Origin of the sequence: Mucilaginibacter sp. AK015 (assembly GCF_014200785.1) — a bacterium.
Lineage (GTDB): Bacteria > Bacteroidota > Bacteroidia > Sphingobacteriales > Sphingobacteriaceae > Mucilaginibacter.
On the sequence record NZ_JACHCV010000004.1, the window covers coordinates 206,048 to 232,194 of the forward strand.

General features: G+C 44.4%; 21 protein-coding genes and 1 pseudogene. 9 read left to right on the forward strand and 13 right to left on the reverse strand.

Annotation, left to right across the window (positions count from 1 at the left end; genetic code table 11):
• Positions 1-26: 26 nt before the first annotated feature.
• Positions 27-299, reverse strand: a complete 273-nt coding sequence (locus HDC91_RS15835) for a hypothetical protein (protein WP_183553810.1) — start codon at positions 297-299, stop codon at positions 27-29.
• Between the two features lie 204 nt (positions 300-503).
• Between HDC91_RS15835 and HDC91_RS15840 the strand changes: the two genes are divergently transcribed.
• Entirely contained in the window at positions 504-1,247 is a 744-nt protein-coding gene (locus HDC91_RS15840) for a collagen-like protein (protein WP_162429914.1), read from the forward strand.
• A 220-nt stretch (positions 1,248-1,467) separates the two neighbouring features.
• Complete coding sequence (locus HDC91_RS15845; protein WP_183553812.1) at positions 1,468-4,380, forward strand: TonB-dependent receptor domain-containing protein; 2,913 nt, start codon at positions 1,468-1,470, stop codon at positions 4,378-4,380.
• Between the two features lie 69 nt (positions 4,381-4,449).
• Here HDC91_RS15845 and HDC91_RS15850 read toward each other — a convergent pair whose 3' ends face one another.
• The 3 genes and pseudogenes from HDC91_RS15850 to HDC91_RS15860 form a co-directional block, all read right to left on the reverse strand.
• The gene (locus HDC91_RS15850; RefSeq protein WP_183553814.1) at positions 4,450-4,824 is read right to left on the reverse strand and encodes a response regulator; all 375 of its coding nucleotides are present in this window, start codon (positions 4,822-4,824) and stop codon (positions 4,450-4,452) included.
• A gap of 109 nt (positions 4,825-4,933) precedes the next feature.
• Positions 4,934-5,356, reverse strand: a complete 423-nt coding sequence (locus HDC91_RS15855; RefSeq protein ID WP_183553816.1) for a hypothetical protein — start codon at positions 5,354-5,356, stop codon at positions 4,934-4,936.
• Between the two features lie 10 nt (positions 5,357-5,366).
• A pseudogene (locus HDC91_RS15860) lies at positions 5,367-5,855 on the reverse strand (ATP-binding protein); the annotation flags it as partial.
• On the opposite strand from HDC91_RS15860, the gene HDC91_RS15865 reads away from it, so the two are divergent.
• Entirely contained in the window at positions 5,852-6,313 is a 462-nt protein-coding gene (locus HDC91_RS15865) for a helix-turn-helix transcriptional regulator (protein ID WP_221262205.1), read from the forward strand. The pseudogene HDC91_RS15860 and the gene HDC91_RS15865 sit on opposite strands and share 4 nt — an antisense overlap.
• A gap of 316 nt (positions 6,314-6,629) precedes the next feature.
• Here HDC91_RS15865 and HDC91_RS15870 read toward each other — a convergent pair whose 3' ends face one another.
• The 5 genes from HDC91_RS15870 to HDC91_RS15890 all read right to left on the reverse strand — a co-directional run bounded on the left by HDC91_RS15870 (position 6,630) and on the right by HDC91_RS15890 (position 16,240).
• Positions 6,630-7,031, reverse strand: a complete 402-nt coding sequence (locus HDC91_RS15870) for a DUF5071 domain-containing protein (RefSeq protein ID WP_183553818.1) — start codon at positions 7,029-7,031, stop codon at positions 6,630-6,632.
• A gap of 4 nt (positions 7,032-7,035) precedes the next feature.
• A complete protein-coding gene (locus HDC91_RS15875; RefSeq protein WP_183553819.1) occupies positions 7,036-10,650 on the reverse strand; it encodes a DUF6443 domain-containing protein in 3,615 nt (1,204 codons plus the stop codon).
• Entirely contained in the window at positions 10,650-14,444 is a 3,795-nt protein-coding gene (locus HDC91_RS15880; protein ID WP_183553821.1) for a DUF5977 domain-containing protein, read from the reverse strand. The genes HDC91_RS15875 and HDC91_RS15880 overlap by 1 nt, the downstream gene beginning before the upstream one ends.
• 601 nt (positions 14,445-15,045) lie before the next feature.
• Positions 15,046-15,615, reverse strand: a complete 570-nt coding sequence (locus HDC91_RS15885; protein ID WP_183553823.1) for a hypothetical protein — start codon at positions 15,613-15,615, stop codon at positions 15,046-15,048.
• Between the two features lie 139 nt (positions 15,616-15,754).
• Positions 15,755-16,240 (reverse strand): hypothetical protein, encoded by a 486-nt coding sequence (locus tag HDC91_RS15890; protein ID WP_183553825.1) that lies wholly within the window; start codon positions 16,238-16,240, stop codon positions 15,755-15,757.
• 15 nt (positions 16,241-16,255) lie between these two features.
• On the opposite strand from HDC91_RS15890, the gene HDC91_RS15895 reads away from it, so the two are divergent.
• Both HDC91_RS15895 and HDC91_RS15900 read left to right on the forward strand, forming a co-directional pair.
• Entirely contained in the window at positions 16,256-16,741 is a 486-nt protein-coding gene (locus HDC91_RS15895; RefSeq protein WP_183553827.1) for a helix-turn-helix transcriptional regulator, read from the forward strand.
• A 36-nt stretch (positions 16,742-16,777) separates the two neighbouring features.
• Entirely contained in the window at positions 16,778-17,398 is a 621-nt protein-coding gene (locus tag HDC91_RS15900; RefSeq protein ID WP_183553829.1) for a DNA/RNA non-specific endonuclease, read from the forward strand.
• Here the strand turns inward: HDC91_RS15900 and HDC91_RS15905 are convergent.
• Together HDC91_RS15905 and HDC91_RS15910 are read right to left on the reverse strand one after the other, a co-directional pair.
• Positions 17,395-20,301, reverse strand: a complete 2,907-nt coding sequence (locus HDC91_RS15905) for a type IV secretion system DNA-binding domain-containing protein (RefSeq protein WP_183553831.1) — start codon at positions 20,299-20,301, stop codon at positions 17,395-17,397. The two genes, HDC91_RS15900 and HDC91_RS15905, sit on opposite strands and share 4 nt — an antisense overlap.
• A gap of 11 nt (positions 20,302-20,312) precedes the next feature.
• Complete coding sequence (locus HDC91_RS15910) at positions 20,313-20,780, reverse strand: hypothetical protein (RefSeq protein WP_183553833.1); 468 nt, start codon at positions 20,778-20,780, stop codon at positions 20,313-20,315.
• Between the two features lie 375 nt (positions 20,781-21,155).
• On the opposite strand from HDC91_RS15910, the gene HDC91_RS15915 reads away from it, so the two are divergent.
• The 3 genes from HDC91_RS15915 (at position 21,156) to HDC91_RS15925 (ending at position 23,268) form a co-directional block, all read left to right on the forward strand.
• Positions 21,156-21,383 (forward strand): hypothetical protein, encoded by a 228-nt coding sequence (locus tag HDC91_RS15915; protein ID WP_183553836.1) that lies wholly within the window; start codon positions 21,156-21,158, stop codon positions 21,381-21,383.
• Positions 21,384-22,151: 768 nt separating this feature from the next.
• Positions 22,152-22,964: a hypothetical protein gene (locus HDC91_RS15920; RefSeq protein WP_183553838.1), complete on the forward strand. Its 813-nt coding sequence runs from the start codon at positions 22,152-22,154 to the stop codon at positions 22,962-22,964.
• An 88-nt stretch (positions 22,965-23,052) separates the two neighbouring features.
• Positions 23,053-23,268, forward strand: coding sequence for a hypothetical protein (locus HDC91_RS15925; protein WP_183553840.1), 216 nt, complete (start codon positions 23,053-23,055; stop codon positions 23,266-23,268).
• 31 nt (positions 23,269-23,299) lie between these two features.
• On the opposite strand, the gene HDC91_RS15930 is transcribed toward HDC91_RS15925, so the two are convergent.
• Complete coding sequence (locus tag HDC91_RS15930; protein ID WP_183553842.1) at positions 23,300-24,475, reverse strand: type IV secretory system conjugative DNA transfer family protein; 1,176 nt, start codon at positions 24,473-24,475, stop codon at positions 23,300-23,302.
• 154 nt (positions 24,476-24,629) lie between these two features.
• Here HDC91_RS15930 and HDC91_RS15935 point away from each other — a divergent pair, with 154 nt between their 5' ends.
• Positions 24,630-25,199, forward strand: coding sequence for a hypothetical protein (locus tag HDC91_RS15935; RefSeq protein WP_183553843.1), 570 nt, complete (start codon positions 24,630-24,632; stop codon positions 25,197-25,199).
• Between the two features lie 49 nt (positions 25,200-25,248).
• On the opposite strand, the gene HDC91_RS15940 is transcribed toward HDC91_RS15935, so the two are convergent.
• Entirely contained in the window at positions 25,249-26,121 is an 873-nt protein-coding gene (locus tag HDC91_RS15940; RefSeq protein WP_183553845.1) for an ArdC family protein, read from the reverse strand.
• Positions 26,122-26,147: the final 26 nt, after the last annotated feature.

A 26,147-nucleotide genomic window follows, 5' to 3' on the forward strand; every position in this document is an offset into this window, starting at 1 on the left:
TTTATAATCTTGCGGTAGTCGCGGTTCTACTTTAGCTGGCTGATATTATCAAAAAAAGCTGTTTGCAGGTCAAGCAATGTTTTAACACTTACCTTTTCGCCATAGGTATCAAAACAAAGGAACTTTGCTTTGGCAGTATCGTTGTCCTTCCATTTTTCAAAAAAATTGAAAGTTTCAAAAAAATAATGGTTGGTGGTTACCTTGCCCTTACCACTCGTTTGCGATGTATTAAGCCTAAAGCCAATAGCATCCGCCCATTTATGCACCTTGGCATGCAGAGACCCTCTTAAGTTATCCATAGGTTAAATGTTTTTAACGTTTAACGAAAAAATCGTGCCGCAAGTTATACCCTTGGATAAATAATTTTTAACAATGGTGGATAGCTTTTGTTAATATCTGTAACAGATTATTTCATTTCCCATAGAAATTTTTTTCCACAGAAATTAAAATATGAAACCAAATGTTAATAAGCCCGTACAAGAGCCTAACACTCACAAATAGATATGGAAAAAAACAGACTTTTATTAGCCACAATAGCGCTTTGCTTTTTAACGTTAGGCGCATGTAAAAAATCCACCACACCAGGGCCGCAAGGTCCAAAAGGCGAAACCGGGGCAAAGGGTGCTACAGGGCCTAAAGGTGCACAAGGCCCGCAGGGCCCAACTGGTGCAACCGGCGCTACTGGCGCAACAGGGGCAACTGGCGCAACAGGGGCTACCGGACCTGCCGGGCCACAAGGGCCTCAGGGCCCGGCAGGCGCTACCGGTGCAACAGGGCCTGCAGGCGCTACCGGTGCAACAGGGCCTGCAGGGCCGCGCGGTCCGCAGGGGCCGGCTGGCCCGGCAGGTGCAAATGGCGCGCCCGGCCAGGACGGTGCCGATGGCAACGCCAATGTGCAAAGCTTTTTACTGGTAAATAAAGGCGTTACGTTAACCGGCTTAACACGGCTTAACATACCGGCTATAACCCAGGAAGTTGTTGACCAGGGCCTGGTATTGGTTTACTTTAGGGTAACCGGCGCCACCACCGGATATTATGCCTTGCCGTACAGCGAAGCCGATCGCACCATCAGCGTATCAAATTATGGCGTGGGCTACGTGGATATTAAAGCAAACTTTACAGCTACCGGTTTAGATTTCAGGGTGGTTGTAATTCCAGGCACCTCGCTTAGCACATTATCAGTTACCCATCCGGGCTTAAACGTCCGCAACTTTAATCAGGTGGCGTCCGCTTTAAGGTTAAACTAAGGTTATTGTACATTAATACGTACAGGTGTACACCTAAAATTTGTATAAAAGCCCTGCAATTGCGGGGCTTTTTTTGTTATAGTGTAACAATCCTATGGTTTAGATATTAAAATATGTAACAATGCTATGATTATTAAATATATGAAATTAATTAAGTGAACATTTGCACAATAAATGTATCTATAGGGAACTGTAACAGCCCTTTATGTTATTAAAAATTATGAAATACTTATATTTAATATTAGCGTTAGTTTGCCTGAACGCTTTTAAAGCTGCAGCCCAGGAAAGGTCGGTCAGCGGAACTATAATTGATTCTACCAAGCTATCGCTTCCGGGCAGCAACATTAAGTTGCGTAACGAACTTGGCGACAGCTCGGTTACCATAGCAGATGTTAACGGCAAGTTTACTTTTCCGTCGGTAAAAGGGTCGAAAATCACCCTTACCATCAGTTCTATTGGGTACGAGGGGCTTATAAGGCACTATAACCTGCCTGCCGATAACAAGCCCGTGGTGTTCGATCCTATTATATTAAAGTCGGCAACCAGGCAGTTGGGCGCGGTTACTATTGTGGGCGTAAACCCGGTAGTATTTAAAGAAGATACCGTGCAATACAGTGTATCGGCATATAAGGTACGCGAAAATGCCCCTATAGAAGATGTATTAAAAAAAATACCCGGTGTTGATGTAGCAACCGACGGAACTGTATCATCGCAAGGCAAGCAAATCACCAAAGTACGGGTTAACGGTAAAGACTTTTTTGGCGGTGACGTACAAAGCGCTACCAAGAACCTGCCCGCCGATGTTATTGAAAGCGTACAAATTATTGACGATTACGGCGACCAGGCAAACCTGACCGGCGTTAAAACCGGCGAACCGGATAAGATATTAAACTTTACTATCCGTAAGGATAAAAACTACGGGTACTTTGGCCAGGCAACAGCCGGTGATGGCTCTGACCTGTTACCAAAAAACCCGGGGGTAAAAAACGAGAACCGTTATATTGGATTGGTAAATTTTTTCAAATTTAAAGGCGACCAACAGATCTCTGTTTTGGGCAACCTCAACAACACCAACGTTAACACCTTTAGTTACGGCACGCCCACAAGCGGCGGCGGAAGCGGATTTGGCGGTGGCCGCGGCGGCCGTGGAAACGCCTTGCGTGGATCAGGCAGCTCCACTACAAATGCAAGCGGTATTACCAATGCCCGCTCGATTGGTGTTAATTTCAGGGACCAATGGGGCAAGGCATTATCCGTTTATGGGAGTTACAGCTTTAGCAACAACTCTACCTATACTAATTCAACAAATAAGCAAACCAATAGCTCAAGCAACCCAAGCGTAAGTAACCAAACCAGCCAGGAAACAAGCAGGCCGACAAACCACAGGTTCAACTTTAATTTTGAGTATAAACCCGATACCTTAAATTATTTAAAGGTTACCCCAAGTTTTAGTTATAACGGATCGGATGTTACCAGTTTTGACAATGTGATATCAACCAGAAACGATACTACAAACCTTGCTTATACCTCAAACTCTGTAAGTAATTCAACCTCGCCAAACTTCGGTTTAAATGGGTTTTACAACCACCGATTTAAAGGCAGCAGGCGTAACCTTAACATAGGTTTTAATGCTAACACCAGCAAAACGTCGGCATTTGATAACCCTATATATGATTATACATCGGGCGAGCCGACCGCGCCGATAAACCAGGTAATTTATACCAATAGCCGTACAAATACCTATGGGGTCAATTTTTCGTACCAGGAGCCCCTGGGCAAAGTTTCGTTCCTTGAACTTAACTATGCATTCAATCACTCTTACACAAGCAGCGATAAAGAAACCGATACGCTCTACAACACAGCGCCTGATATGTACCATAGGTACGATTTGCTGAGCAACAATTACAACTATACTTTTACCACCAACCGCTTCGGCCTGAATTATCGCATCGTCGAAAAAAAGTATAACTTAACTTTAGGTATCGGCGGGCAGCCGGCAAAGCTGGATGGTGTAAACTTACTCAACAACGTTTCTACAAGCGTATCAACGTTTAACATTATCCCTGCAGCAAGTTTCAATTATAACTTTAGCCGCAGCCAATCGTTGCGCTTTAATTATAATGGCAGCAGCAGCCAGCCCTCATTTAACCAGCTGCAGCCGGTTATAGATTTCTCGAACGCGCTGTACCCTGTGCAAGGTAACCCTAACTTAAGGCCTGAATTTTCTAATAACGTATCTTTGCGTTATAATATGTTCAGCTTTCAAACCGGCAACATATTCCTGATCGGCGCAAACTACACGCAAACCGATCATCATATCGCGCAAAATGTAATTACTTACCCGTCGCGGTTCGACCCTGCAGTTTTAGCTGCAAATCCATCACTTATAAACTTACAGAATACGAATCTTATACAATACTTAAATACCGATGGTTATTACCAGGCCCGCGCCAATGTTTTGTATTCTAAACCGTGGAGCGAGCGCAAATACACTTTAATATTGGGCGGCCAGGTTAGCTACACCAATAACATTGGCTTTGCGCAAAGTGTAACGGCATTGAATGTAATGACCCCTATAGAGAAGAATATTGCCAAAACACTTACCATTTCGCCTCAAGTGCGTTTTAGGGTAAATGTTAACGATATTATCGACGCTGAACTTTTTTCAAGGATGTCGATAAATAAAGTAAATAATTCATTAACAACTAACGGCTTTAACGAAAACACCAACATCCGCACCTTTGATTTGGGTGTTAACGGCAAAAACTATGTGTGGAAAGATTGGACGCTGAGCTATGATTATACAAAAACATTAAATTACGGCTACTCAAGCGATTTGAAAGTTAAAAACCCTAATATTTTTAATGCTTACGTTGAACGCAGGTTTTTAAAAGATCACCGAGGCACGCTACGTTTGGCGGCATACGACTTATTTAACGAGAACACTGGTTTTTCTGTGGTACAAAACGGAAGCATAAAAACCGAATCGAATGTAAATAAGCTTGGTCGTTATTTCTTATTGTCGTTTACCTTCCGCCTGCAGAAATTCTCGGGCAAGGCACCTTCGGCCGATCAGGGCCGAGGTATGAGGGGCGGCGATGGCGGCGGCAGGCCCCGCGACGAAGCCTTTTAAGACAATGCTTTATAAACGAAAGAGCCATTCCGGTAATCGGAATGGCTCTTTTTAGTTTTATAAAGCTAATTAGCTTTGTATCAACACAGAATTAATCACCCGTTCAAGTTCTTCCAGATCAAACGGCTTGGCCAGGTAAGTTTCGGCGCCGGCGTGGTCTGCAAGCAACTGTATATCGCTATTTGCCGAGAAATATACCACAGGAATATTTTTTAACGTGTCTTCTTTTTTAAGGGTTTGTGTAGCAATAATACCACCCGCATCAGGTATCCAGTTATCCATCAGTATCACATCCGGCGAAACGCCTGCAACCTTTTCAGCAATATCATTACAGTCGGTAAAGGTGTGAACTTCCCAGCCTTGCTCTTCTAAAATATAACTACAAATGGATAGAATGTCTTCATCGTCATCAAAAATGACGATCTTTTTGGTTTTATCGCTCATGGGTAAATAGATAGGTGAATCTATAAATAAGTTTTAAAAAAAGCAAATATTTAATTAGTAGTATAAATGCGGTTGTAAATACCTATATGGTAAATATAGCCTCACGCAGTTATTGCACATGTTCTCGCCGTTTAATTATGGTTGATATTCGTTCCTCTCTTATCAATTGGGTACCCATAAAAGCCAGAACACCTATTACAAACACCCATTCTTTGTAAACAATAACCCAGTATATCAATGGGGTGCTTATAAACAGCCATTCGATAAACAGCCGCACACGCAGGTGTTTAATATAACCATCCATCAATACCATATCAAGCAACAGCATGCATATTAAAAAGCCTAAAAAGAAAGTGCCGCCGTATAAAGCGATGGTGAACAGGGCCATTAACAGCATTTGCGGAAAAGCCGATATACCTGTGACGAACAACTCACTGATTAACACATACAGATAGGTGCACGCTGCTATACCTAACACATTTATCCAGTTAGTAAAATATATTTCAAATTTAAGTTTGATCAGATCGCCCATTGCTCAATCGCTACCCCGCCCAGCCTTCTCTATCCAAACTCCTGAAGTGTATAGCTTCGGCAAGGTGCTCTAACAATATTTCTTCGCTGCCGGCCAGGTCGGCAATGGTGCGTGCAACTTTCAGGATGCGGTCGTAAGCCCTGGCCGACAGGCCCAGCTTTTCCATCGCTTTTTTCAGCAGGGTTTGCCCAGCGGTGGTTATTTTACAAATATCCCTCACCATTTGCGGGCTCATCTGCGCGTTAGCGTGCAGATCTGGCCGGTTGCCAAACCGCTGTAGTTGCACCTCGCGGGCTTTCATCACCCTGTCGCGTATCAATTCGCTTTTCTCGGCCAGCCTATCGGATGATAGCTCATTAAAATTTACAGGCGTAACCTCTACGTGCAGGTCAATACGGTCCAGAAGCGGGCCGGATATTTTGCTCAGATACTTTTGAACGGTGCCCGGCGGGCAGATGCATTCCTTCTCGGGATGGTTGTAATAACCGCATGGGCATGGTGGTGAGAACATTTCTTCCATCCGTAAAGATAGTAAAAAAGCCTCTTTCTAAAGGCATTCCCCTTAATCCTCAAACACTTGGAGACCACATCAGAAAGGTTCGCATAGAGCGCGGGCTCTTGCAAAAATCCGTTGCAGACACAATTGGCGTATGCGAAGATGCACTTACCTTTTGGGAAAATAACAGGTCGCAACCGCAAATACATCATTGCCCAGCAATCATTGATTTTTTGCAGTATTATCCGTTCAGCCACGACCCGTCTACAATATCCGGAAAGCTTAAACAGATACGCCATTACCGAGGGCTTACCTATCAATCCCTGGGTAACTTGTTGGGTGTGAATGCAAGCACTGCCAGGCAGTGGGAAATGAATAATACTATTACAAAGAGATCGCATTTTTTCGCTGTTATAACTTTGTGGGTGCAGTTAAGATACTATCCTCAATACCTCTCCTAATAAAGAGGTATTTTATTTGATCACTATTTATACGCGAATTTGAACGGTAATCTCTATAGTTTGGCTTAAATTCAATCTTCCAGCGATAATGATTGATCCATCTATTAATTTTCGGATGTTGTCATTCATTATTTATAAGAGTTTCACGTTCATGAAAGTTTATCTTTTGAATTTACGTTTTCATGATATTCCTAAACCAAAACACTCTGTCTATGAAGGTTTAATAAATCCCTAACTGTAAGAATTATTTACGCAGTTTGCCATAATGCAGTATGACAAAACGGCGGAATATAGGATTCCGTTTATTAACAATATATCAATCCAATTGATCACATAAAAGCTTATTCGCAAGTATTTCTTTAGCGGCCTCATCAACGTTGTCGTCAACATCTATTTCTGAAGGATTTTCAGCTAAGTATTTGATAACTTTAATTAATCCTGGTTGAAGTTTTCGGTGAGAGCGGGCAATTAGAACACGCATAATATAATACTTCCACAAACTATCGTCAGTTTGGAGAATCGAAATTAGCTCATCAGTAATATCGTTAACATGAGGAACTAAATAGTCTGCAATTCCGTCAGCAACAGGCCAATGCATGTCTTGAAGCCATGTTAAAAGCTCGGGAACATCGGATTTGACGGCATCGAATGGAAGCGATAGAAGATGTTCAACTGCTGTAACATCATATATATTTTGGGGAATGTGGTTTTTTTTCATAATGTTATTCTATACCTCTAACTGATGCTTGAACTATCTTTGTATAAATATGAGAATCTCCACCCTGCGATACCCTAGCCTTGGTTGCAGCCCATGCTGCAAGTTCTTTAGCAGTAGCAGGTCTAATAGATGCGTGTTGGCCTTGATATTCTACTTGTAATCCTAACATCCGTAAGGAATTTACGCTAATTTTAGTTGCTGTCTTTTGATGAGCCTTCGCTTTTGCCATTCCTGCCGTTTTAAAAGTTGACAGGCCGTCTATATCGGTAACCCTAGGAGTAAGGTTAGATTTACTTGGATTACCTCCGCGGTAAATGTACTCATCATTGTCCTCATCAACTGTAACGCCATTATCTCTATATCCATTTCTGAGGAGCTCGTTTGCAAAACCTTGATTTGCTTCTGCATTTTGAAAATTTAATTTCGACGCATTGTTATATGCTTGTTGAAGATCTACCGCGGGGTCATCATGAGATGAAAAAAGATTTATTACAACATACGCAACAAATCCAAGAAGGTTTTTAGGTAAGGGAACCTTTTTGAATATTTGACCACTTTTATCGACAAAAGTCGTGCTTTTTACAACTGTGTTCGGCCTAACAACTTCGCAACACTGTGCTTCCGTTTTCGCCAGCTCATTAAGTTTCTCATTGGCAATAAATGCCGCGATGTCGTTGGGATCTGTGATAACAGTCCACCATACAAAGGCAGTAGTGGCAGCCATGCCATCCGGATCAATATTCCTGATTGGATTATTTTCGACATAATTGTAAGGTGACCACCTTCTATTTATTTCCGATAGAGGGTCAATGGCATTCCATCTTGCGATAACCGGGTCATAAAATCTTGCGCCATAATCGTACTCCGTTAAATCGTCTTGAAATTCCTTTCCATTGTATTTGTATTTATTGTCAGGTGAAGGTGCGATATTTTGTGAATAGTTTATTTCCCGGCCAAAAGCATAATTATCCGTTAGTTGCAGAATTTCGTCCGTAGTCAATATTCCATTATTGTTCTTGTCACCAAACATCGCCCTGACATTGCCCAAATGGTCTGTCAAGTTATACTCATATGTATATGCGCCTGTGGATGGTAAAATCCGTCCTTCAGGCATATGGATGAAGTCAATTGAATTGCCCGAGTATTCAATGCCACTGACATAGCTGCGGTCTTCTGTTACAACACCATTTAACTTTAAAATCTTTTCTAGCTTCGTTCCCACAGCATCGTAGACATAGCTAAGGGTTTTATTACCGGTGGTAATAGTGACGGATGATGGCAAATTAAGTTCATTATAGACTATACCTGTGACAGTTTTTTTTGTATCACCGGTTAGGCTACCGTTTGAATTATAATTATAGGTCGTTGACTGACTTTCACCGACCGTTCCATTATCTGCGATACTCTTTAACTTATTACTCCTTAGAGACGCATCTGTATAGGTGTAGAGCATATTGTTGAATACGTTGCCTGATTTTTTTCTAATCAGGCTTAAAATATTTCCCAAATCATCATAAGTTAATGCTTCGTCATATAGCCCATCACCTGAAGATGCAGCCTTACTTGCGGCATTCGTAAGTCGATTGAGCGGATCATAAGTAAAGGTGTAACCTTTTATTTCCTGTGGTAAAGTTATCAGCGACGGGTTTTTTGTTTGCCACTTTATCGCACTAATGTTGCCATTGTACTGCGCGGTATTGGCATACCCGTTGTTCGACCGATCATAATCAAGCTGCTCGGCAAATACATCAAATGTAGATGTAAATACCGGGTCTGTAAGGTTAGTCGGATCATTAATATTCGTCAACCAGCCTCGTGAGTTATAAGCATAATCAACATGCTGCAAAAAGGTACTACTTGCCGGGTTTGCTGCTGAATTCGTGCTATGCAGATGCTTTACGCTTAGTTGCCCTAACTCGTTGTAGTCCTGTTTAGATATGGTTGTTATTCCCCCGGTATTGGTGGGAGAAATGATTTGCATTTTGGATAATAACGGACGATTCATTTGATCGTAAGTGATCCAACTATTGACAGTGACTTGCGGAGAGCTTGATACAGACGAATAGTGCTTGCGGATAGTTTGCAGTGTTAATCCTTGGAAGCTATATGTATCTTCTTGGCTATCGTACTTATTATATGCAGCTGTACCACCTTGATAGTGCTGATTTATAGTTTTAATAACTTTCCCGCCTTTATCATAATACTTTACTGAAAACAGATATGCACTCGTACCTAATACATTCGTCAGTGACGCCACAGGTAAGTCGATTGGAGTTCTATCAAGTGAATCGATCAGTGGATCCGGTGCGGTAAACACAGTTGAACTTGGATTTATAGAGGTGTTGCCAATAACATCGTAGTTGTCATAATAGGCTACTGTAAGCACTTTGTTATTTGTACCGGTGCTGATATCCGGCCAACTTACGTGCGTATAACCGTAAAACGTGCTGGCATTCGTAAAGCTTTCATAAAGATTTGTAGTATAGGTATCGGCGGTAGTTTGAAGAGTGGCGCGTGTAGCAGTTGTGCTGTAATATTTTCCAGTTATTATCTCTCTGCCTAGTGCGTCGTATTTTGTTACCATCCATATATTGCCCGATTTTTGGTTCGCGTCTTGGCTCAATATCAATTGGTCCCGGTTGTTATACACCATATATTGCCAACCTTGTCCGGGTATTTTCTTTTCGGTCTGACGGTTTAATCCATCATAATGATAGGCGTAAAAAAAGTCCAAAAACGTATTGTCAGTTTCATTGAATGATGTTGGAACGGATACCGCCGGGTTACTTCCTGAAGCGGTAGGCAACGGAGGAATGACATAGCACAGGCGACCGAGATCATCATAAATATAATCGGTAGTCAGATAAATACCGACCCCGTTTTGTACCTTTCGGCTTATGACATGCCCCTCGTTATCCTTGAGTTCTATAACCGCATTGTGATTTTCATCGAGCGCTTTTGTTTTGGTTAATGTGCCCTCTGCATAGGTAGTTGAATACGATGCGCCGCCAGAAGCATTTACCTGCCACATTTTAACCGCATCTGAAGCAAGGTTTACACCGTAAGACATTATTGCCGTATGTGTGCCGCCAATTTTCCAATTCAGGCCAGGTGCACCTTGTTCGATCGGCCGGTTCAATGGGGAAGCTTCGAATTTGGTTTCCGCGTAAGCCCTTTCGGTAGCGCTGGGTATGGTCACTACCCCCGCTGGCGGCGCGTTATAGAATGTTTGCTGTGGGGTAGTCCCGGAACGGTAAGCCCCCAATGTACCGGTAGTAGGTACGTACGGTAGATATTTTCTCACCTCCCGCCCGTATAAATCGTACAAGCGCGGCAGCACAATATCAAAGCCAAGCGGTGAAGCCGCTTTCTGGACGGACTGCAGTGGCCTGCCCAACCCGTCATAATACGCTATCGCTGTTTGTACTTTGTTCTTGTCTGTGGATGCCGTTCTTAGTGCAGCATCACTCGTTACCCCACTGACCCGCAATGTCTTGGTAACTACATAATTTAGGTTATTGGTTTGAGCGGAGACCAATATGGTAACACAAACGATTATAGCGGTAAGAACTGTTCTTACCACCATCGCCATAAGCGGCCTTTGATAAATCGTTCCCATTAGTAAATTGTTAAAGTTAGGTCTGAGCTTCCAGAAGTGATATTCACATTGTTAAATGTCGCGGTGCGACCAGTAACAACAGGGCGGCTGCCCAGCTGAAAATGTTTAATCTGCGTTCCGATGGCACTTATCTGTAAGGTATAGTTATCGTTTGCCGGCACCTGCCCGGTAGAGGTGCCGCTGGGCATGTTGAAATACAGTGTATTTGGGCCCGAAAATCCCGCCTGATAGGTGCCCAGGCCGGTCTGATCTTTCATGGTGAAGGTTAAATACTGAATCGGACAGCCGCAAATCGTCGGGTCGTTGGCTTTAGCCTGCCCATTGGTATTGAGATCAAATGTTGCCAGCGCATTGGCCGAAGCTTTTGTAACCGAATAATAGATATTAGCCGCGACGGAATAGGTGGTTGTGCCCGGCACTGTAAACGGCGGGCAATTATTCCGGGTAAAGGTGGTCACGGGTTGTGCGTCGTTACCAACTGTCATGTTGTAGTTATGATAATCCTGGCTCTTCACAATATTATACTGCCAGTCTTTCGTGTTTTTTAAACGCTGAGCAGGGTCGTATTCAAACCGGCTGATCTCTTCCTTTTCATCAGTTGTCGCGATCAAACCCTCAGTGTCGAAGGTATAGGTCATCATTTGGGCATCTGTAGGATAGGTCTTAAGTTCATCAATCATTGCTGAACCCGATATGTACAAACTTTGCACAGGGACGAACGCGGGTATAGCATGTTTATACAATGTCCATCCATTGACGGTCTTTAGCGCGGCACCCACGTAATTCGAGCCACCGATGTAAACTGATGCTGCACCATTATTACTCCAATAGGTCAGCGTATGCGGCTTCGTGAAGTCGCCGTCTTGCAAACGGACTGAGCCGCTTGAAAGTGGTAATACTTTGTGACCCGTGGGAGCTGACTGTTCTAACACCGGCACACCGGTCACTGTCCAGTTGCCATTGCCATCAGCCTCAAAACTTGAATAGGCACTGTTTCGGTTCCCCGAAATAGTGGATGCAATCGCGTTTTTAACCTGTGCTACCGGATAGGCATTATTGTAATCCCAAATGATGGAAGTCGGGCCTGCGTTCCTTGGCGTATATTGGAGCAAGCTGTTATTAGCATCATATGTATACTTATCAAATTTTACCATTTGAACGTACCTGCTATCAGCAACAATATTGTTTGAAGCAACAGTTGCAGGAGCGAAGTTGGTTATTGCAGCAGAAACGGCAAGCTTTCTGATCTCATCCGGCAATACCGCCTGGTATCCGGTTTGAAACAGATTTAATTGACCACCGGTGACAGCATTAACGCCGGAAGTGACGTTTCTAACACTATCCCATTTCTCGATAGTTTCCGCTTGCATATTGCTGGCAAGCATCGCGTCCAAAACGCTATTGTTTGTTGACGTCGCACCGCCTGCCAAATAATCGGCAGGATATTTATTAACGGTGACTTTCGTATTTCCCTTGCTGTCGGTTGCACGTATGCGCGATACCTGCAGGTGTTTAAAATTATCGTATTTATACTCTACGGTCGATGCCTGGAACTTTGTCGTATCATTTTGATCGTAAATCTTTGTGGTGGTAGAAATGGGGTAGCTATCTCCCGATACGATATTATAGCCCGCAAACGGCAAGGCGTTTTGCTCACTGCCAAAAGTGACATCCTGATACAGAATTGGCGTTCCGTTTGAATAGGATTGCCATCGTTGCCCGACAATCATACCCACATCGTTGTACATAGTATCCCGGCCATCTAAAAACGCGCCGTAATTGTGCAGTTCCTCTTTGAGTATCTGATACGTTCCATTTGAGTTACGAAGGTAATCGGCCTTTCGCTCTAATTGCCCCCGCTTAAAATACCTGTCTAAGATGACAGGTCGGAGGGTATAGCCTGATGCTCCCGAGTAGGTGTCCTTGGTAAACCGAAACTTGTATTCGGATTTTCCAATGTTGGATGTAGGGTCACCGATATATTCCGTTACAGAAGTGTATGTGACCGGATTGCCTTCAGTTGGAGTTAAACTGCTCGATGATTCCGAGTAGTACATCCGGACACGTTTACTTCTGTGTTGAGGTGCGGCATAATAGTCAATCGCCAAGGTGCTGTTTACAAAAAAACCGTAATTAATATATCCTGTGGTCGTATCAGTTATAAAATTTGGACGCGCTGTATTGTATTGATATGTTTTCCGTACAGGTGTCGCGGTTGCACCGGTATAGTTCTCAACCGCTTTCAAGCGAAGGCCGCCGGTAAAATGTGTTATTGAATGGTCATCAGTATAACGGTTCGTTTCGTAGGTAAAATTCGTATACCCACCTGTCGGATAATCGATCCTTGTTAAAACGCCCGCCTGCATTTTGACGGTATCAGGATCACGGCTCGTAAAATCGTTACTGCCTATATAGCGCAGATACGGTACATTATTGGGTGGTACAGCTGTCGATAACTGCACACTGATCTGGGTTTTAGGAATTAAGGTGTAAGGCGTTATTCCCGGCGCATCCATCTTGCCGTTGTAATACCCCCAAAAATCCTTTGAATACGAGGTGTAAAGTGGCAATGGTGTTGTATTATAGGTAAAGTTGTATTCCTGAACGATACTGCCAGCCTTGTCCAAAATTTGGATCCCGTCAAGCTTCAACCGCCCTTGAGTCCCGCTCATTACTGGAAAGTAGCTTTTTTTGAACACGATACTCTTTTGTGGGCGACTTTCATATTGCTTTGTATTAAAATCGTACGCAAATATTTGTATGGTATCCAACGGATACGATTGAATGCCGCTGAGGTCTGTACGGGCTATTGATGATACTTTAAACACGACTTTTCCTGTTTTAAAAAAGATTTCCTTGGGATCCTGTTCGTCAACAGTCGACGAGGTATTGCTGGGATAGGCGGTCCAATTGTTATTTAAATGCGTGGCCCCGGAACCAGCGTCATCCATATCTTCAACAGGATAGGACTGGCCCGTTTGATCCGGCAGGTTCATACTCTGTTTCCGATAGGTGAAGCTAATAGTATCGTGTTTGTTTTGAGATACCATCCGTTCAAGCATCCAGGATGTTGTTGCGTCCTGGCTTGGGCGACTTGAGGTACTCGTTGTATGGGATGCCTCCCGGTATGTATTGCCTAAGATATAGCTGTTGCCATGTTCATCAAGCACTGCAAATTTTGCCGTGTCGAGATCCGGTCTTACCGCCGTATTCTTAATTAGCAATGGTGACCAGGGAATCATTTCAATTTTATAACCTGTTAATGGTGTGCCATTCATCCCATTGAAAAAGAATTTACCATTATATCCAGGGATATCGTAATTATAAATATCTGGGCGATCATCGTTGCTTCTATTGACTGCCGTACCATAAAGATATTGTAAGTCACTCCATTGGGTTACATTTATCGAGATAGGTTTCCGGTAATACCGAAAATAGCCGCCTGAAGCATCATCATCAGGTAGGCCAAACACCGTTCTGGAAATGCTGCCGCCGGAACTTAACGACCATCCTAAGCCAACCCATGTGGCGGCCTGCTCCACCTTTACGCCGGATGCATGGTACGATAGCATTATCGGAACTTTCAATCCACCAGATTCGACGGTATATAAAGGGATAGAGATATCAGGCAAACCGCTGGAAAGGTTGGCCGGGTAGTCCCCATATTTTGTAAAGGAAGCGGCGGAAGGCGATTTGTTAAAGACATCAGGTATAAAATTCTCATTGGACTGTGCCAGGAGATTTAGAGAGAAGAAACAGGATAGTATAAATATACTAATGCGGTTTAATTGCATGACAGTATAGGTTTGTTGGATTTGAATTAACACAAGCTTAGATAAGCATGAGCTGGTTAAATTACTTCTTGCGTAAGTAATTTAAAAGCACGAAGAATAGGAGTTTGGTGTGAAAATCGTTTTGTCATTGTGTTTTGGTTTCTAGGTTCTTAAAGATATGCATTCTCTAAAATATAAAACAAGCTTTTTTTAATATTTTTAGGGAATAAACAGTACGTTGTGTCTATACATGTTTACCAATGACAGGCAGCCCTTGTGCCGCGATTTCTGCACAGGATGCAAATGATATCTGCCGATCTCAGAGTCTGATATAACAAAGGTACGGTGTAAAAAGATCACTGATGGTGATACTACTTTGTCAGTACAGTACCTTTTTATTAGAGATCGCTGATTGAAATCGACCGAACATTACAAATGTAAGGGTCAAAAGCTATTTTAGTGGTGACAGTAAAGTGTCAGTGTTCTTACGGTTATAACCATGTCTACCAAATTTTCATGAAAGCATCGATCGTGCCATAAAAAACTGGAGGAAACATTTAAAATATGTAAATGGAAAGCTGAGGTTTCTCGATACCCCTCCTAGCGGCAGAGGGTTTAACATTCAACGATAATCGAGCGCGCTTATCTCCTTGCTATACAGCGCCGCATCAATTGCCACCTTGTACTTGATCTTGTTGTTCGTCTCAAAATACAAGTACGCTATCTTCTTGGGATGTTTGACCCAAATGTCATACAAATTGGCCTTCTCCAATGAAATTTGAGTAATGACGTACGTTTGCCCCGCATATGCCGGTTCCAGCCCGATATCGTCCGTAAGCCATCGGCCAATTTTGCCGTTATACTGCTTGATATAGACGAAGTACCCTGGGTGTCTCGTATCAGTGCCGACGTTCACCTGCACCATCTTGCCGACGGTAAAAGTGCTTTTGCCGTCCTGCGACACATAGGTTTGCTTGTCTTCGCTTAACGTTCCGGCAGAAGTGTTGGTGGGCTCTGCATTCTTTATAGGCGCTTGTGCGGCTGTTTGCCTTGCCAGCATGGCCTCTATGATTTCATCTTCTACCCCTGCCTCCTTGAGTTGACCCAGCGCTTCTATACTGGTGGTGAAGTTGCACTGGGAAGATGCGATCTTGCCCTTTATGATGCCGGTGCCCAACTTCATCTTTTTCATGCTGAGTATGGATGCATTTGTCAGCACCTCCGACGATGCAGTTTGCGCCAACGCCCCTATCGAAAGACACAGCGCTATACAACAAAGATATGCAATGCGTCTGCATGCGTTTTCAATTTCAAGCTGTCCTCTCATGGCATTAGTGGGTAAAGGTCAGGCGTTTTTGCTTGTAATCAACAAATTCCCCGTGTTCGTCCATTTCCGTAAATGTTCCTGGCATCACCAGTACCAGCGTATCCGCGGTGACGGTAAACGCACTGGTTGAGGTTTTCGCCGGATTGCCATGGCGCGAAATCACCAGTGTAATGGATGTTTCGGCGTCATTGAACTTCCATGTCCCTTCTTCCGACACGCCGTCCGATTCGGTTTCAGAATACTTGTGGTCTGCGGTAAACAGAAAGACGGCATCTGTCGGAATTGTCGACGTGAATGGCCCACTTGGCACGAATGTTCCGCCCGTGGATTGCGTATTGTACTCGGTTTTTACGGCCTTCCAGCCCTTCGCTGAAATTAGCTCTGTCTTTGTCTTTTCCTTTTGAACAACCGGCGTATCCTTCTTGCATGAGGAAGTGATAAGAAGACACAACAATGCTGTAATGGTAATTTTGGTATATATTCTCGTCATACTGCTATAGGTTTAGTGAGCAATAAAATTGAGCAATACAGCAGATTTAACCTACTGCCAAACGGGATACTTTATTCTTTGAAAGGATACTTTATCCTAATTTTTGCTACTTTTATAAAAAAAGACACAGGCATGTACGGCGAAAAAATCAGGACGATCCGCGAACTTCGGGGATTTTCACAGGAGAATGTAGCGGCGCAGTTAGGCATTGCGCAGAACACCTACTCAAAAATTGAAACGAACCAGACCAAGCTGACGACTGACACGCTTACAAAAATAGCCGAGGTGCTGGAAGTGTCGCCCATGGACATCATTTCCAATCAACCGGCAATAGTGAACTTTCAGCCCAACCACGGCACCCAGGGCATCGGCCACATAGAGCACTTTTATGCTTTTCAAAAGGATTTGTTTGACAAAATCATAGCGAGCAAGGATGAGGAAATTGACCGGCTGGTGAAAATCATTGAACAGATTGCAGGCAAGGGAAATCAAACGTCGTAATAATATTATATCTTAGTGATACCAAACCTGTGTATCATGAAAAGAGTATTACTATCGCTTGTGCTATTAGGCTTTTGCTCCGTCTCACTAGCCCAACGTGTACAACACCACTCCTATACCACCTATTACAACCAGGCACTTGGCGGGCCTGATTCGGTCGTGTGGAATCTCACCCCGAACATGCTTGCCTGCGGGCAGGTGACACGGCACGACAAATTCGCCCAAGACCCCGCTTTGCCGAACAGCACAAAAGGGGATGCGTACAAGCACAGCGGCTTTCAACGCGGCCATTTGTTTAACTTTGAAGAGTCGTCTTGCAATGAAACTGACCGGATAGAGTGCTTTTACATGAGCAACATGCTTCCGCAATATGGCTCGTTCAATACCGGGGACTGGAAAAGGGTTGAAATTCAGGAACAGGCCTGGGCAAAAACAACACCACTCCATATCATTGCAGGCGGCATCGGTACATTAGGAACACTTGCCTCGGGCGTGAACATTCCCCGCTACATGTGGAAAGCAATCTGTATGAACGGGCAGTGGTCTTGCTGGATAATGCCCAATGCCAAAACCTCAAAAGGGCACACGCTGAAAAAATGGAAGATTCCGACGCTGGAGGAATTCAACAAGAAAACAGGATTGCACCTGCATAACTAAAATTTTTTTGTATTCAATATTCGGTTAAGTATATCGCTCTTGCCTTTGTCTGAGGACTGCTCATACTGCACCTTCACCCGGTATCCTTTCAATACGGTGGCGGCATTGTGTTTTGGCGGTTCCTGCACGAATAATTGTTGGAGTTGCTCGGGGCTGATGATATGTATCTTGACTTGGTCTACTAAGGGAATGTGTTGCCGCACAAGCGCTTGTATCTGCTTCATTTTGGAAGGCATGGTAGTGCAAACTGCTATCTTTTCATATCCGGCCGCGAGGCACTTTTGAATGTTATGCAGCTCCCATTGCGCACTTGTGCTGACGGAAATCTCAACCGCAATGCGCACTCCTTCCTTTTCGAGCAGGACGTCAACCTGTCCCTTGCTGTCGGGTGTAGGTGCCTCGGTGTGCGCGGTATAGCCGTATTCCTCGGCCAGCTTCTTGATGAACGTTTGCAGGTATCGGTGTTCGCGCAATTCCTGTTGCTTCGGCTCTTCCTGTACCGAAGGAACGGCAGGTGTTGCCGGTACCGCCGGCGGCGTTGGCGGCTCCTGTGGCACCGCTGCCTGCGCATCACGTACGACGGGGACACCGTATGCGGCGCGGGAATACTCAATGATCGCTTCTTCAAAGCCACACTCCTTATTATCCTCAAACGGCAGTACCGTGATATTAAAATCTTGGTCTCTCGTATTCACCCGCACCAGTGCGTCGCCGGTGGCAAGGCTTTGCAGGTCGTCGGCCGTAAATGCGGCAAAGCCCTCCTGCATCCGCTTGGCATCGGTGTCGCCCAGTCTAAAGCATATCCTTGTTCCGGCATTGGCAAGCACGCTTGCCGCAATGTCCGCATCAACCCTAGACACCTGCTGCATGTCCTGGTGCGCCAAAATTAGCCCCAAGCCGTATTTGCGGGCACCGGAGAGGATGGAAGCCATGGAGGGCGTAACGAAGTGCTGAAACTCGTCGATGTAGCAGTAGAACGGGATGCGGCTGTCTCTGTCCTGCGCCTGCCGCGCCATTGCGGTCTGTTGCAGCTTGGAGACGATGAATGCTCCTAACAGGTAGCTGTTTTCCTCGCCTAGCAGCCCTTGGGAGAGTTTGACAAGGATGATCTTTTGACTGTCCATCAGTTCCTGAAAGTTCAGACACTGTTCCTGACAAACCATGTTGCGGATAACCTTTGGCCGCAGGAAGCTGTCGAGACGTGTCAATATAGAGCCGATGGACGAGCTTTTCAGTATCGGATATTCCTTCTGCCAATAGTACGCGATGTCCGGGTCGGTGCAGGTGGCCAGTATGGTCGTTCTGAATGCAGGCTCTATCAGGAATTTGCGCAAATCGCCAATGGTGCCAACGGTGGTGTTGTACACGAAGGCACTGATGGCGTTCGCAAACACGCTGTTCATCTGGTCGCCCCAAGACGTGCTAAACCGCCGAAAGAGCGCCACCAAGTCCGATGCCAGCAACTCCTTTTCCACATCAGAATTGGCGCGGAGGATATTGAGGCCTATGGGATGGTCGCCGTCCGTCGGGTCAATCAGCACCACGTCGCTTATCCTGTGCGCGGGAATGGCATGTATAATGCCGTCAATCAGGTCGCCGTGCGGGTCTATGACGCAGATGCCCGCGCCCTCGTGTATGTCCTGCATGATGAGGCTGTGCAAAAGGGTTGACTTTCCGGTGCCGGTTGCACCGATAATGTGCATGTGCCGCAAGCGTTGTGCGGCATCAATGCCCGCAAATTCGTCGGTACCCTGATGGCTATTGAGACCCAGGCAATACGGCTGATCGATACACGCTGCGGCGGGGGCCCGCTTGGTACTGCGGTGGTTGGCAATGAGTTTTGAGGAGAGCTGTATGGCGGGAATATGCGCAAGGGTTGCCAGTTCGCGCGCATTCAACAGCATGCCGAGCCGGTGTGACTGCCGCAATGCCATGTCGCTGATGCGCTCCTCGGCGCAATATGCCGCGTCCGATAAAGGAAGCAAGGCATTGCCTTGGCTGGTCGAGAGATGTACCAGGGCGGTTGCCGCATACTGCAACAGGGCTTGCGCTTTTTCATTGCCTTCTGCTGCCGCATACAGTCGCACGGTTGCGCCAAAGAGCGGCCGAGACACTTTCTCCTTTGCCATCTGCGGCATCTCCGGCGCGTCGAAGAAGAATGACTGTTTCATGCTGTCGTCGCAGGCGGCCGTCATGATACTCTGTGCCCAAGCATTGTGCGTGCCGGAAAACAGTACCTGAAGGACGATATGCTCGTCATGGTGCAGGCGCGATGCGATGCCGATGAAGGCGGTATATGGATCGGTGTCCCCAGCGCCTGCCGTTGCAATGGGGCAGAGAAACTCGTCCCTAAGACCGAAGTCAACAATGTAGCTGCACACAGGCGCTTCAACGGCTTCACGTAGCTTGTCCTCGTGCGTTTCCACCAGGGCGCACTCGGGAAAGAAGGCCTGCACCTGCGTCTGTACAAACAACGCATCCTGCGCCCTGCATGCCCACTGCACCGTTATTGCGTCGTGCGAGCCGACAAGCTCAAAACTGATGGGGCTTTTGCGGTATGAAAGCATGGTTAATAGCTGCTCCATGCGTTCCGCTGACGGCCTGCCGCGCTCTGACAGGTGCATCACGAACACCTGCACGGGGGAAGTATCGGTAAACGGATAGACTTCCACGGACGGGTCTTTTGGCGGCAGGGGCGCGATAGGCTTTGACGGATTGAACAGTTCACTTAACCAGGTCGGCTTCCTGCCGTCGTCAATGATGACGTTTTCGACAAAGTGTCCGAAGAACGGCTCAAAGGGCGGTTCCAGGTCGCAGGGAAATGCGGCCTTGTGCCAGCCCCGGCCGCGCCGTTCCCATTCGTAGAACTGCTGTGTCAGCGCATGGGCAAGGGTATTATTCATGCTTGTAATGGTTAACTGGCGGTGTTGTCCTTGCTGCGGTGGCCGTGGTCGGCCTTCACCTTCTCCACCGCCATCCTTATGATGGCGCTGATGCTTTGGATGAACATCAGCTCCGTGTCAAGCTGATAATAAGACTTGCTTTCCATGCGCTCTGCGATAGCCTTGCCGAACAGGGGTATCTTCTCGGCTACGTTTGAAGCGGTATGTGCGTCCTCTTGCAGCCACCAACTGATAAAGAAGCTGCGGCCGTAGGGCGCGGCGCAGACGTAGTAGTGTTGATAGTCTCGGGAAATGCACAGGTACGCCCTGTTAGCGGACAATAAGCCGCCCTCCTTTAATTTTCGCCGTGAAATGGTGATGTCAGGATATTGGTACTCTTTAATCATTGCTTCAAGCATGGTGTAAAACTGGTCTGCGGAAAGCTGCAAGTCCTCGAAATGCTGATAGGCATGATTGTGTACGGTCGCTTGTGTTGCCATACGGGAATGTGATTAAGGTTAGGTATTCGTTTAGGTTGTATAAATCTACACACTCTCTTTTTTAATTGCAAGCCTTCCGTCCTACCTAACTATATATTTCAAAAAAACAAAAAGAGAAAAAGAAATAGTCAGTACGCGGCGCGGCCGAAACCCGCAAGGAGGAACGGAATAAATGGCCTTGTGTGATGGAAAAAGCGGGTTTATGCCGTAGTTCCTTGCGAGAGCCGGGAGCAGCTCTGTGCAAGCCGAGTATCTTTATTGATTTTTCTTGTTGTTAACCGCCATGCTTATTCCAGCACAACGCATTGATTTTTAGCAATATATTATTTGGAATGTAAAAAAAATGTATATTAGGACAACCAAACCCTTATCGTCATGAATGAATTTAATAAAGCCATGATTATGTATGGCATCGTTTTGTTCGGAATATTCCTGGTTCTTGTCGCCATTACCCGTTTAATTTTTGCCATTCCTCGCTTTCTGCGCTATCAACGAGCGCAACTGAAGTTGCTTGAACAGATTGCAAAGAGCCAGGGCGTGGAAGAAAAAAAAGTTAACGATATTATGTCCAAAAGCAGATCACAATGGGAAGTTGTCGACTAACTCGTATGAGTCAGAATTAAAATTGAAGCTTGTATTCTATATCGCACCTAAACAATTTGTATGAAGAAGTTCCTGTTCATAGTCCTCTTACTTACAACCACCTTCATAGCGCCTTCGTTTGCACAAAACAAGCAGAAGGTTAAGCCAAAGGTCGAGTACGTGCTTATTTGTGAGAGCAGGTCAGCCTACGCATACCATGCGTACGAATGCCGGGGGCTGTCACGATGCACCCATACCATAAGCAAGATAACGAAAGCACAAGCGATACGGATGGGGTATAGAGCATGCAAGATTTGCTATTAAGCGAGCCGTCAGAAGACGGTGGAGAGTAACGTAACCGTCTGCGAGTTGAGCAACGGTCTATACAGGGGGAGCAACGCGGCTGTATAGGAATGTTATACACGAGTATGGGCGTTAGGGTGTGTTAATGGGGCAAGCCGGTGCAAGGAATAACACACGCGAAGCCCATATGAAGCCGTTGCGAGGCGCAGGCGAGCCAGACACGGAAAGCGCCTGACTTTTGATTTTATGAACGCACGTGAATGGGATTAAAAGGCGGAGAAAGCTTTCATGAAGCACGACCTTAATCCTAACCAAAGGAGTGACGGTTTCAGCCCGCGATAGCGGAAATAGCTGATGTTAGAAGCCATGTGCTTGAAAATCGTATGGCTTCTAACATGAAAAACCGGCGATACTTTTGTGGATTTTGAGAGTGCGGAATACCTTAATTCCTGCTTTGTCAAACACACAATCATTAAAAACAACAGTATGATTAAATTAGACATTAAACCCATTTTTAAAAGCCAAACCTTTACAAATTGGATGCTGGTTATCATTGGAGGCTTAAATTTTTACTTTTTATTTAACTTCGGAAGCTCGGACAATCTTACGACAGATTTTGGCGATGAAATGTATATTTCACAAGAATTCGGAAATCTTCATTTCATTCAATCAATCAGCGTAAAGAACATCGGGAAAAAGCCTGGCTTCATAACAAAAATAAAAGCTTTCGTCAGAACAAAAGACTCAGAAAGAGTGATTTATAAAAACAAAATTGAAGGTCGTAGATATTTAGACCTCTCCGTTGGTGTGGAAAAACCTCTTTTAGTAATTCCATTAGCGGTAAATGAAGTTTTCAACACCTCAATAAATCTTTACAATCCTCCGGGAAGGCTTGAGGAGGATTCAGCAAACGCGTTAAATTTACAACTAATAAAAGATTCTGAAAATGGCAGCCGCGGAGGTTCGATAATGCAGGCCTTTACACCTCAATTTGCAAGGAAAGGGACAGCCGACAAAATTGAACATTTTATCTTGGCGAGGCTAAATGATTTCAAAAAGGGCGAATACGAATATATAATTGAGATTTTCAAAGATGACGAAGATGAACCTTTTGTTGTCAAGGCTTATTCATTTTCTATTTATCCGAATGATATTTTATCATTACAAGCTACTATTAAAAACTTCCAACAAATGAGTAGCATCAATGCCGGCAAATTTAATCGCCCATACGTGCATATCCGGCTTACAGAGATTCTAAAGCCAGACATTATAGAGTCTTTAAAGAAAGAGGTTAACTAACTTGACATGTTAACATAATTATGCTACTCTTCATAAGTATTACGGGTTTACTATAGAAATGCATTTTTTATAGTAAACCCATAATCAAATGAAATCGCATAAAATTTGCTCTTTTAAAACTCTGCAGTTACTAAATGAATCTGCTATAATTTCCGGTGTAATTGCATTTCTCTTATTTATTGCAAGTTTAGCTTCAGGAATTATATTTTCTGTAGATAATATAATTACGTTACCTATCGCTAAACTGACTCTAGTTATGTATGGAGTTGCAATAACATATAACGTGATAGTAGATTGTAATTAAATCATAAACCGCTAAGCGCGGTTTTTTACTTTTAATTCAAGGATTTGGCGCTAAAGGGTTTACTAGAAATACCATCAATCAACAATTTCAAATAAATAACAAACCTTGGCAGGTTGATAAAATCGTCCTGCTTGAACACCGGGGAAAACTCTTTCGCCATAACTCTCGCATCAGCATTCCCCAATCTAAAGCAGATAATCGTCCCAACATTTCCGAACATACCACTTTGCACGTCTTCCGGCAGTTGCTCCAAATACTGATGTGTCAAGAACAGTCCAACCTTGTACTTTCGCACTTCTGACAGCATCCCCGCAAACGATGTGGTAATAAAGGAGTGGCATTCATCAATAAATACCATAAATGGCTTTCTGTCATCTTCGGACAGCTTAGCTCTACGCATAGAAGCCGTTTGAATACCGGTAGTGATAAGGCTGCCCAATATCTGCGATACGTCCTCGCCGACAATGCCCTTGCTCAAATTGCAAACCAGAATTTTCCCGCTGTTCATTATTTTCTCAATGGAAATGCCGTACTGCTGGCCGACAATGTTTTTCAGTCTTGAATTGGCATTAAACACACCCGCTTTGTTCAAAATCGGCATGATTGCTTCGGCCTTCAGGCTGGCTGGATATTTGTCAAATTCATTGTGCCAAAACGAAAGGAGAGCGGCATTGTCAGTATAGTGCAGCACAATGTTCCTGAAAGCCCGGTCTAACAAAAGCGGCTGGATATCCAAAAGGGTAGCGGTCGGATATTCCAACAGCGTTAAAATCGCATAACGCAGAATATATTCCAATCGCGGGCCCCAGGAATCGCCCCATATCTTTTTAAATGCCAATACCAGCTCAGATGCAACCAAGTGCCTCTCTTCTACCGGTACCTTATTCAGCGGATTAAGGCCTATGGGGTGGGCAAGGTTGGTTGCATTGAAATACACAACATCATTCTTTCTGTGGTCAGGGATGCGCTGCAACAATTTCAGGCAGGCGTCTCCGTGTGGCTCAATAAGTGCAACGCCATAGCCCTTGTGTATATCGTCAATGGCCATGTTCAAGAGCAAGCTTGTCTTGCCGCTGCCGGTTTTGCCGATAGAATATATATGTGAAAATCGGTCCTGCAGTTTTATGCCAAATAGCGTGTTAGTGTTTCGCCAGTTGGTATAGCCGATTGGCGTAAAGTGTTTGAGCATTCCATAAGTAGATTCCATAAAAGAACTTTATCGTTTAAAGGCGAATTTTATAAGGTAGGTAGCTGGATATTGAATAGTTCACCAGTTATAAAAGGGGGTTTTCCCCCTATTATAAAGAGGATGATTCACTATATTAGAGATTATAAATAGTCTATAATAAACAAAAGAACTCATGGGCGCTACAACCAGTACCACTAAACAAAAGGAGCTTGTAAAATATTACCTTGAATACCTTGAAAAAGAGATAACCTTTACCGGTATTATCACAACTTTCACTGTTGCCAGCCTCTTATTTATTGTAGATAAACAGTTTTCAACCGATTCAAAACTTCGTCTGATAGAAACGACACCTGGGCTTTTTATATTAGCTATGTTATTTCTATCAATAGCCGCACTTTTATTATTGATTCACCGCCAAAAACTTTCCTTCCACTATGGCATGATATGCTTAGAAATCTACTCGACAGGACGAACAAACAAGCGTATTGATGAGTGGCTTGATGATATAGATAGTTGGATATTTTGGCGAAACCATCTTGCCGCAATAGGTTTTATGTTAAGCGCGTATGGACTGCTTGCAACCCTATTTTTAATTTCCTTATATCCACATACTGTTTGGGCAACTTGGATTGTTAATCATCAAATCATATTTGCTATATGCTATACATCGATCTCCATCGTTGTAAGGATATGGACCTATAGAATGTTAGTTAATGATTATCCAGAAAGTCCTAGAGAATAATTTGCGATTTATCAACGATTATAAAAAGACCCCTTTCGGGGTCGGGTAGCTATTCTTCAGCCGCATACTGCTTGTTTAGAATAAAATCCGTCGCTCTTTGTGCTTGGCCGCTTGCATAAACAATCAGTTTCTTGTTCTTTTTTAGCACTTCAAGCCAATGATTGATATACGCAACACTGTTTTCAATCTCCAGAGTGCATATGCCTGCAATGGATGAAAGAAAACATGCGCCTATTTCGGCAGTCAGTTCTTCAATGGAATAGCTCTCGCTCCCTAGCTCAACAGTTCCAACCATTTCCTTTCTATTTAGACGGGATTCGTGGCCGGTGCTATGAATAAGCTCATGGAACATAGTGCCGTAATAGCTTTCAATATCGGCAAACGACCTTTGCTTGGGCATGTTTATATAATCCTTTTGAGGGTCATAAAACGCCCTTTGCTTGGAATGCTTGATGACCGGACATAGGGGCATGCGTTCTATGATCTCATCGCAGGTGCTAATAGGAGAATAGGTTTGTGATTCGATAGTGGGCATCAAGTGGTCAGGAATGTCGGAGCATTGTGAAATATTAAATACCTTGTAATAGCGAAGCAAAGAGGTGTATTTCTGCGGGTCGGTTTCTTTGGTTCGCGCCTTGGGTATTCGCTTCCAAAATACCACCACATGGCCTTTTTCGCCTTTCAGTACGCTTCCGCCAATTGCTTTCAACTGCTTCCAACTTAGGTAGCTTTGAATTTCATATTCAATCGAATTGAGCAACAAAGCATTGATGCCATGATAGGGACGCTTGGTGAGGAAGTTAGTCGGCGGTCCGGATTCCGCCCAAGGCTTTCGCCAGGGAACGACGGACTTTTCTAACTGTGCAATAATGCGGTCGGTGATGATGCTGTACACATCAATGGTTTGAGAGGTTGTTTCCATTACATAACGATTAAATTGTTAAAGAA